Source organism: Paenarthrobacter sp. YIM B13468 (assembly GCF_042788025.1).
GTDB classification, from domain to species: Bacteria; Actinomycetota; Actinomycetes; order Actinomycetales; family Micrococcaceae; genus Arthrobacter; species Arthrobacter aromaticivorans.
This window is the reverse complement of the sequence record NZ_JBHZPI010000007.1, coordinates 202,392-209,067: the sequence shown is the minus strand read 5'-3', so window position 1 is coordinate 209,067 and position 6,676 is coordinate 202,392. Positions and strand designations below refer to the sequence as shown.

6 protein-coding genes are annotated in these 6,676 nt (G+C 61.2%); 3 read left to right on the top strand and 3 right to left on the bottom strand.

Features of this window, described 5'->3' with window-relative positions:
• The first annotated feature begins 480 nt into the window (after positions 1–480).
• Complete coding sequence (locus ACFX4T_RS09330) at positions 481–1,353, top strand: NAD-dependent epimerase/dehydratase family protein (protein ID WP_377651556.1); 873 nt, start codon at positions 481–483, stop codon at positions 1,351–1,353.
• A gap of 85 nt (positions 1,354–1,438) precedes the next feature.
• On the opposite strand, the gene ACFX4T_RS09325 is transcribed toward ACFX4T_RS09330, so the two are convergent.
• The 3 genes from ACFX4T_RS09325 to pdhA are packed head-to-tail and all read right to left on the bottom strand — an operon-like array spanning position 1,439 to position 5,075.
• Positions 1,439–2,899 (bottom strand): dihydrolipoamide acetyltransferase family protein, encoded by a 1,461-nt coding sequence (locus tag ACFX4T_RS09325; RefSeq protein WP_377651555.1) that lies wholly within the window; start codon positions 2,897–2,899, stop codon positions 1,439–1,441.
• Complete coding sequence (locus ACFX4T_RS09320) at positions 2,896–3,906, bottom strand: alpha-ketoacid dehydrogenase subunit beta (RefSeq protein WP_377651554.1); 1,011 nt, start codon at positions 3,904–3,906, stop codon at positions 2,896–2,898. The genes ACFX4T_RS09325 and ACFX4T_RS09320 overlap by 4 nt, the downstream gene beginning before the upstream one ends.
• On the bottom strand, positions 3,906–5,075 hold the full coding sequence (pdhA, locus tag ACFX4T_RS09315) for a pyruvate dehydrogenase (acetyl-transferring) E1 component subunit alpha (protein WP_377651552.1): 1,170 nt from the start codon (positions 5,073–5,075) through the stop codon (positions 3,906–3,908). Before pdhA ends, ACFX4T_RS09320 begins: the two co-directional genes overlap by 1 nt.
• A gap of 193 nt (positions 5,076–5,268) precedes the next feature.
• On the opposite strand from pdhA, the gene ACFX4T_RS09310 reads away from it, so the two are divergent.
• Together ACFX4T_RS09310 and ACFX4T_RS09305 are read left to right on the top strand one after the other, a co-directional pair.
• On the top strand, positions 5,269–5,739 hold the full coding sequence (locus ACFX4T_RS09310; RefSeq protein WP_377651551.1) for an Lrp/AsnC family transcriptional regulator: 471 nt from the start codon (positions 5,269–5,271) through the stop codon (positions 5,737–5,739).
• A gap of 54 nt (positions 5,740–5,793) precedes the next feature.
• Positions 5,794–6,582: a hypothetical protein gene (locus ACFX4T_RS09305; RefSeq protein WP_377651550.1), complete on the top strand. Its 789-nt coding sequence runs from the start codon at positions 5,794–5,796 to the stop codon at positions 6,580–6,582.
• The last annotated feature ends 94 nt before the right edge of the window (positions 6,583–6,676 follow it).

Sequence of the window (6,676 nt, the reverse complement as noted above, 5' to 3'; positions counted from 1 at the left end):
GAAAACTGGACCATCACCACCACCACCGGCGTGCCCTGGTTCACCCCACCCCCACACATCGACCCCAAACAAACACCCCGACGCAACCACCACCACACACCCCTCAGAACATGAACCTGCCCGACAACGATGCCGCGTGCGGACAGAGGGCCGCCCAGGTACTGCGGAAGGGTGCCGAATGCGATGCACAGATCGGGTGCCGGGTGCCTGCGCGCGTGCACAGACGGGCGCTAGGCCCCTGCCTCTACCTGCGCCAGTTGCCTGATTGCCCCTGCAAGCTGCAAGCTGCAAGCTGCAATCTGCAATCTGCAATCTGCACAGTCAACCCGTATGTTCTTGGGCTGTTCCAGTATTCCTAGGACTCACAGGGCCAGTTTCAGGGGCTGTGCGGGGCGGAAGTGGAGCCTAGGCTGAAGCTCGAACCCTTACTGAATCCATAAAGCAACAGGGTTGGTACCAGCCACTATCAAGGAGCGCACCATGAGGATTGCCGTAACCGGCGGAAGCGGAAAATTGGGCAGGAGCGTGGTCCGCCGGCTGACACAGGATGGTCACCACGTGCTCAACATGGACCGCGCAGGCAAGAGGGGCCGCGGCTACGTCAACGTAGACCTCCGCAACTATGGCCAGGTCCTGGACGTCGTCCTCGGCCTGGACGATCAACACAGCGGCTTGGACGCGATCGTCCATTTGGCCGCCATCCCCGCACCGGGGTTGGCTCCGGACGCCGCAATTTTTGAAAGCAACATGCTCTCCACCTATAACGTCTTCCAAGCAGCCCGGCGAGCGGGCATCAAGAAGGTGGTTTATGCCTCCAGCGAGACAGTCCTAGGGCTCCCTTTCGATATCGACCCTCCCTATATTCCCGTGGATGAGGAGTACGCGGCCCGGCCTGAAAGCACGTACTCCTTGGTGAAACACCTTGAGGAGCAGATGGCCATCCAGCTCACGCGCTGGGACCCGTCGTTGAGCATCACTGCACTCAGGTTCTCCAACGTGATGGACCCCGAAGACTACGACGCCTTCCCGTCCTACGACTCGGACGCCACCCTTCGCAAGTGGAATCTGTGGGGCTACATCGATGCCCGCGACGGCGCCCAGGCAGTAGTTCGCGCGTTGGAGAAAGGTGCGCCCGGTTTCGAGACTTTCATCATCGCCGCTTCGGACACCGTGATGAGCCGAAGCAGCGCCGGGCTGGCCGCCGAAGTCTTTCCCGGCGTCGAGGTTGTCAAGGAACTGGGCCAGCACGAAACCATGCTGTCCATCGACAAAGCCCGGCGGCTCCTTGGCTTTGAGCCGGAACACAGCTGGCGCGATGTCCACTCCAATCGGACCACGCCCACAGAAGACTGAACGCGGGACGACCCACCCCTGAGCCGCAGTTTCCTGCAAGCACTCGTAAAGGGGTGGGCCGGCGCAGCTTCCTACGTTCGTGAAGCTAGACCATAGTTAACACCATGGCCGGATCGGACAGGATAGCGCCAAGGTCCGCCAGGAATCGTGAACCCTGTTCCCCATCCACCAAGCGATGGTCGAAGGACAAGCTCAGGGACATCACCTGTCGTACGGCGATCTCATCGTCGACCACCCACGGCGCCTTCCGCACAGCACCCAAGGCCACAATGGCAGCCTCGCCCGGATTCAGGATGGGCGTCCCGGCGTCGATCCCGAATACTCCGATGTTGGTGATGGAGATGGTGCCGCCCGAAAGATCTGACGGAGACGTCTTGCCGGCACGTGCGGTATCTGTGAGTTCCGACAACGCTGTAGCAAGTTCCCGCAGGGTCAGGCGATCGGCATCCTTAATGTTCGGTACTGTCAGGCCCCGGGGCGTAGCAGCCGCGATGCCAAGGTTGACGTAATTGAACTGAATGATCTCCTGGCGCGCCTCGTCCCAGCGCGAATTCAACGTTGGGTTGTTCCGTAGCGCTATCAGGACCGCCTTGGCCGCAATAGTGAGCGGAGTGAGCTTGTAACCCTCAAACGCTTTGCTTGCCTTGAGTCGTGCCAGCAATTCCATGGTGGCAGTGACATCGATCGTCAGGAATTCCGTCACGTGCGGCGCGGTGAATGCGCTCTGCACCATGGCGGCAGCTGTGAACTTCCGGACGCCCTTGATGGGTGAACGGGTTTCCCGCCCGCCGGTGGCTGCCGGCCCTGTGGGTACCGCGCTTGTGCCTTCCGCCTCACCCGTGAAGTTCTGTACGTCCTCCCGCGTGATGAGTCCCGCTGGACCAGTGCCGGGGACCAATTGAAGGTCGATCCCAAGATCGCGCGCCAGCTTACGGACCGGCGGTGTGGAACGCGGACGCTCAGCCGTGGCTGCCTCAGAGCGAGGGGTTGCCACTGGCTCCCGGGCCACTTCCGTGGGGCGGGCCTGCGGCGTTTCGCCTTGGACCTGGGCGCGGACCCTGCGTGTCGGCCGTCCCGTGTGCTCGACGACGGCGCCATACCCCACCAGGTTCGGCTCACGTTTGGCGGGGCTTGCGGCCGCCCCGCTCGCCTCGACTGGCTGCGGGCTGCTGTTCGATGCAGACCCACCGTTTGATCCAGATCCCCCAGTGGGCTGAGGTTCGCCAGTGGACTCAGGTTCGCCGGCAGCCTGATCTCCAGCGGCAGGTCCGTTGCCCCCATTGGAGGCCCCTGCGTCGTCGACTTCGAAGGAGACGATCGGTTTGCCGACCTCCACCACGGAACCGGGCTGCTCGTGCAGGGCCGCTACGACGCCGGCGAAAGGCGACGGCAGCTCGACGACGGCCTTGGCCGTCTCAACCTCCGCGATGACCTGATTGAGGGTAACGGTGTCCCCCACTGCGACCTTCCAGCTTAGGATTTCCGACTCGGTCAGGCCTTCGCCAAGGTCCGGCAGCCTGAATTCCTTGATCATGGTGGCGGTCATCCTTCCAGTCCACTCAGCGAGTTGGGGCGGCCCAACGTGCGGTCCACGCCATCCAGAATCCTGTCCAGGTCCGGCAAGTGGTGCATTTCAAGCTTCGAGTAGGGATAGGGAACATCGAAGCCGGTAATGCGGACGGGCGCCGATTCCAGGTAGTTGAAGCAACGCTCGGTAATGCTGGCGGCAATCTCCGCTCCGAGGCCACCGGATTGTCCGGCCTCGTGTGTGATGACCAGCCGGCCCGTCTTCCGCACGGATGCTTCCACCACCGGGTAGTCAACTGGAGCCAACGAGCGTAGGTCGATGACTTCCACGGAAACTCCTTCATCAGCCGCAGCCTGCGCCGCATCCTTGGCGGTTTTTACCAGAGGGCCGTATGCCACCAGGGTGACGTCCGAACCGGAGTTGACCACAGCTGCCTTGTCCAATGGCATCGCGTTGGAGAGGTCGAGGGACTCCTCGACGTCACCCTTGTCGTGGTAGCGGCGCTTGGGTTCGAAGTAGAGAACGGGATCATCCGAGGCAATGGCCTGCTGGATCATTGTGTATGCGTCCTGTGGGTTGGAGACCGCCACCACCCGAAGCCCTGAAGTGTGGGTGAAATAAGCTTCCGGTGATTCGGAGTGGTGCTCCGGCGAACCAATGCCACCACCGAAAGGAACCCGGATGGTGATGGGCATCTTGACCCGCCCCTGTGTCCGATAGTGCATCTTGGCCACCTGGCTGACGATCTGATCGAAGGCAGGGTAGATGAAGCCGTCGAACTGGATCTCGCACACTGGGCGGTAGCCCCGGTAGGCCAGGCCCACGGCGGTTCCGATGATGCCGGACTCGGCCAGGGGCGTATCAATTACCCGGTGCTTTCCAAAGTCCTTTTGGAGTCCGTCCGTGACACGGAAGACACCTCCGAGGGAACCAATGTCCTCGCCCATGAGGACGACTTTGGGATCGTTTTCCAGGGACTTGCGAAGGCCGGCGTTGATGGCCCGGGCAAATGTGAGCTTGGACATCAGAGTGCACCTTCCTCGACGGGCTGGTTGAAACTTTTCAGGTAGCGCGAATAGTGATCCTTCTGGCGTTCAATCCAGGAATTGGGTGTGCTGTAGACGTGGTTAAAGACGTCCAACGGCTGCGGATCGGGCATGTTGACGCAACTGGTGCGGAGCTCGGCGGCGACGGCGTCGGCTTTGGCTTTGACCCTGCCTTCCAGTTCTTCAGTGAGCAGGCCTTTGGCGTCGAGGAGCCGCCGCAGACGAAGAATTGGATCCTTGGCAGCCCAGTCCTCCAGCTCATTGGGGTCCCGGTATCGCGTGGGATCATCGGCAGTAGTGTGCGGGCCCATGCGGTAGGTGACCGCTTCGATAAAGGTTGGGCCGCCGCCGCTCCGGGCACGGTCCATAGCCCAGCGAGTAGCGGCCATAACGGCGAGGACATCGTTTCCGTCAACACGAAGGCTGGGGATACCGAACCCTGTAGGCCTGTCGGCCAATTGAACGTGGGACTGCACGCGCACAGGTTCGGAAATGGCCCAGTGGTTGTTCTGGCAGAAAAAGACCACGGGAGCCTGGAAACTGGCCGCAAACACCATGGCCTCGCTCACGTCGCCTTCGCTCGTGGCGCCATCCCCAAAGTAGGCCAGAACTGCCGTGCTGGCGCCGTCCAACTGGACGCCCATGGCGTAACCGGTGGCGTGGAGGCTCTGGGATCCGATGATGATTTGGGGTGTCGCCATGTTGATCCGCTGGGGATCCCAGGAGTAGAGGGCGTTTCCGCGCCATACCTGGGCGATCTCTGATACATGCGCGCCGCGGATGTAGGCTACGCCGCTTTCACGGTAGCTGGGGAAAACAAAGTCATCATCCCGCAAGGATCGGCTTGAGCCGATCTGGGCTGCTTCCTGCCCAAGCAGCGGAGGCCAAAGGGCTAGTTCACCCTGCCGCTGGAGGGCTGTTGCTTCGGTATCGATGCGGCGGATGACCGTCATGTCCTCAAACAAGGAGCCCAGTTGTTCATCGCCAATGTCCTTGATCCAGAGATCAAATTCCGGATGGCTGATCCGTTCGCCTTCCGGCGACACCAACTGGAGGAGGTTGCCCCCCGTCCGCAAAGGATTTTGTGCACTTTGTCCGGGGCGCGGAGCGTCATTTTGCACTCCCTTGCCCGCCTTATCCGTCAACACAGGTGATCGCAACCTTCCGGCTAGTTTTGCCGGCCCTGCTGGACTTGTGATCCAGCCGCAGACCGACTCCCTGGCTCCTTCGCCCGGGTTAATTGTGACCCTACTCACAAGGCGCATCGGGTACAACTACCCTCGAAAAACTTGAGCATTCTGCCATATTGAGTGACTCCACGCCGTGCTAATCTTGCGCATTATGCAACCTTTGGATGGCACTGACACCCGGCTCCTTTCTGCGATGGCAAAGGATCCCAGAGGAACCGTTGTGGCCCTCGCCCAAAAACTGGGCCTGTCCCGCAACACGGTGCAGGCCCGGATGGCGCAACTCGAGAAGAAGCATGCCTTCCTCTCCTTTGAGCGGCGCATCAACCCCGTTGCCCTCGGCTATCCGCTCACGGCTTTCATCAGCGTCCATGTCCAGCAACAGAAACTCGCCTCGCTGGCGAAGGAACTTGCGGACATCCCCGAGATCCTGGAAGGTTTCGGCCTGACCGGGTCAGCCGACCTGCTGTTGCGGGTGGTTGCGTTGGACGCGGAGGACCTCTACAGGATCAACGGCAAGATCCTTGCCTGCGACGGCGTCGACCGCACGGATACCGCCTTGGCCATGCGGGAAATGATTCCGTACCGGGTGCAACCCCTGCTGGGCAGGCGCTCTGAAAGCTGAATCCCCCTTTCACCTGCCGTTATTACCCTTTAGCCCTTGCCTGTGGAACTGTGGATGCGATTTGATTCAGATGGACGCATCGGGGGCCGGCCAGCGGTTTCCGGCTACGTGGTGGCGCTGCCGCAGGCTGCCGAAAGGGGCACTACAGTGAGCAACCCACAGGAACCGAATGGCCGCGACGGAACCCAACGCAGCGGAAGCGAATACGGCCAGAACCCGCCACCCGTCCCACCCGGCCCCGGATACCCCCCACCGAACGGGACTCCACCGCAGTGGCAACAGCCGCCGTCGTCCGCTGGTTCCCAAGGCCAGTACCCCCAGGGTCAGTATGCGCCGGGCCAGTATCAGCCTGGCCAAAACCCTTATCCACCCGGACAGTACCCACCCGGCCAGTACGGCCAGCAATTTCCGCCGCCGGCCAAGAGCAGGAAGGTGCTCTGGATTGTCCTGGGCATTGTGGCAGGAGTGATCGTGCTTGCCGTAGTGGGAATCCTGGTGCTGGTGAACGTGGTGGGCGGCGCGACGTCGAAGGCGAGGTCTTTGGCGGACGAGTTCACCAACCTGGTGGTTTCAGGGCAAACCGAGCAGGCCTACGACAACTACCTGCACCAAGCATTGAAGGACGAACTGGATAAGCAGTCCTTCATCGACGGCATTGCCAGCCTGGAACTTGATGACTCATGCAAGCCCAATTACAGCTCCGTGAGCGTGAACTCCGAGAACGGCAATAACAAAGCGGATATCACGGGAACCTTGCAATGCAGCGGAAAGAGCATCGACCTCAAGTACGTTTTCGAGGGCACGAACGACCTCAAAATGAGCAGCATCCGCCTCCGTCCATAACGGCGGGAAAAAATATGCCGGTTTCCACCCATCCGCATCAACGCATGGTCCGAATCACTGTTTGAGAGCCCCGCCCGGGGTTCCACAGGACGGC

What these genes read in the sequence shown, in the direction of transcription:
- ACFX4T_RS09305 (WP_377651550.1), top strand. Translation starts at nt 5,794, where the DNA reads ATGCGATTTGATTCAGATGGACGCATCGGGGGCCGGCCAGCGGTTTCC.
- ACFX4T_RS09330 (WP_377651556.1), top strand. Translation starts at nt 481, where the DNA reads ATGAGGATTGCCGTAACCGGCGGAAGCGGAAAATTGGGCAGGAGCGTG.
- ACFX4T_RS09310 (WP_377651551.1), top strand. Translation starts at nt 5,269, where the DNA reads ATGCAACCTTTGGATGGCACTGACACCCGGCTCCTTTCTGCGATGGCA.
- ACFX4T_RS09325 (WP_377651555.1), bottom strand. Translation starts at nt 2,899, where the DNA reads ATGACCGCCACCATGATCAAGGAATTCAGGCTGCCGGACCTTGGCGAA.
- ACFX4T_RS09320 (WP_377651554.1), bottom strand. Translation starts at nt 3,906, where the DNA reads ATGTCCAAGCTCACATTTGCCCGGGCCATCAACGCCGGCCTTCGCAAG.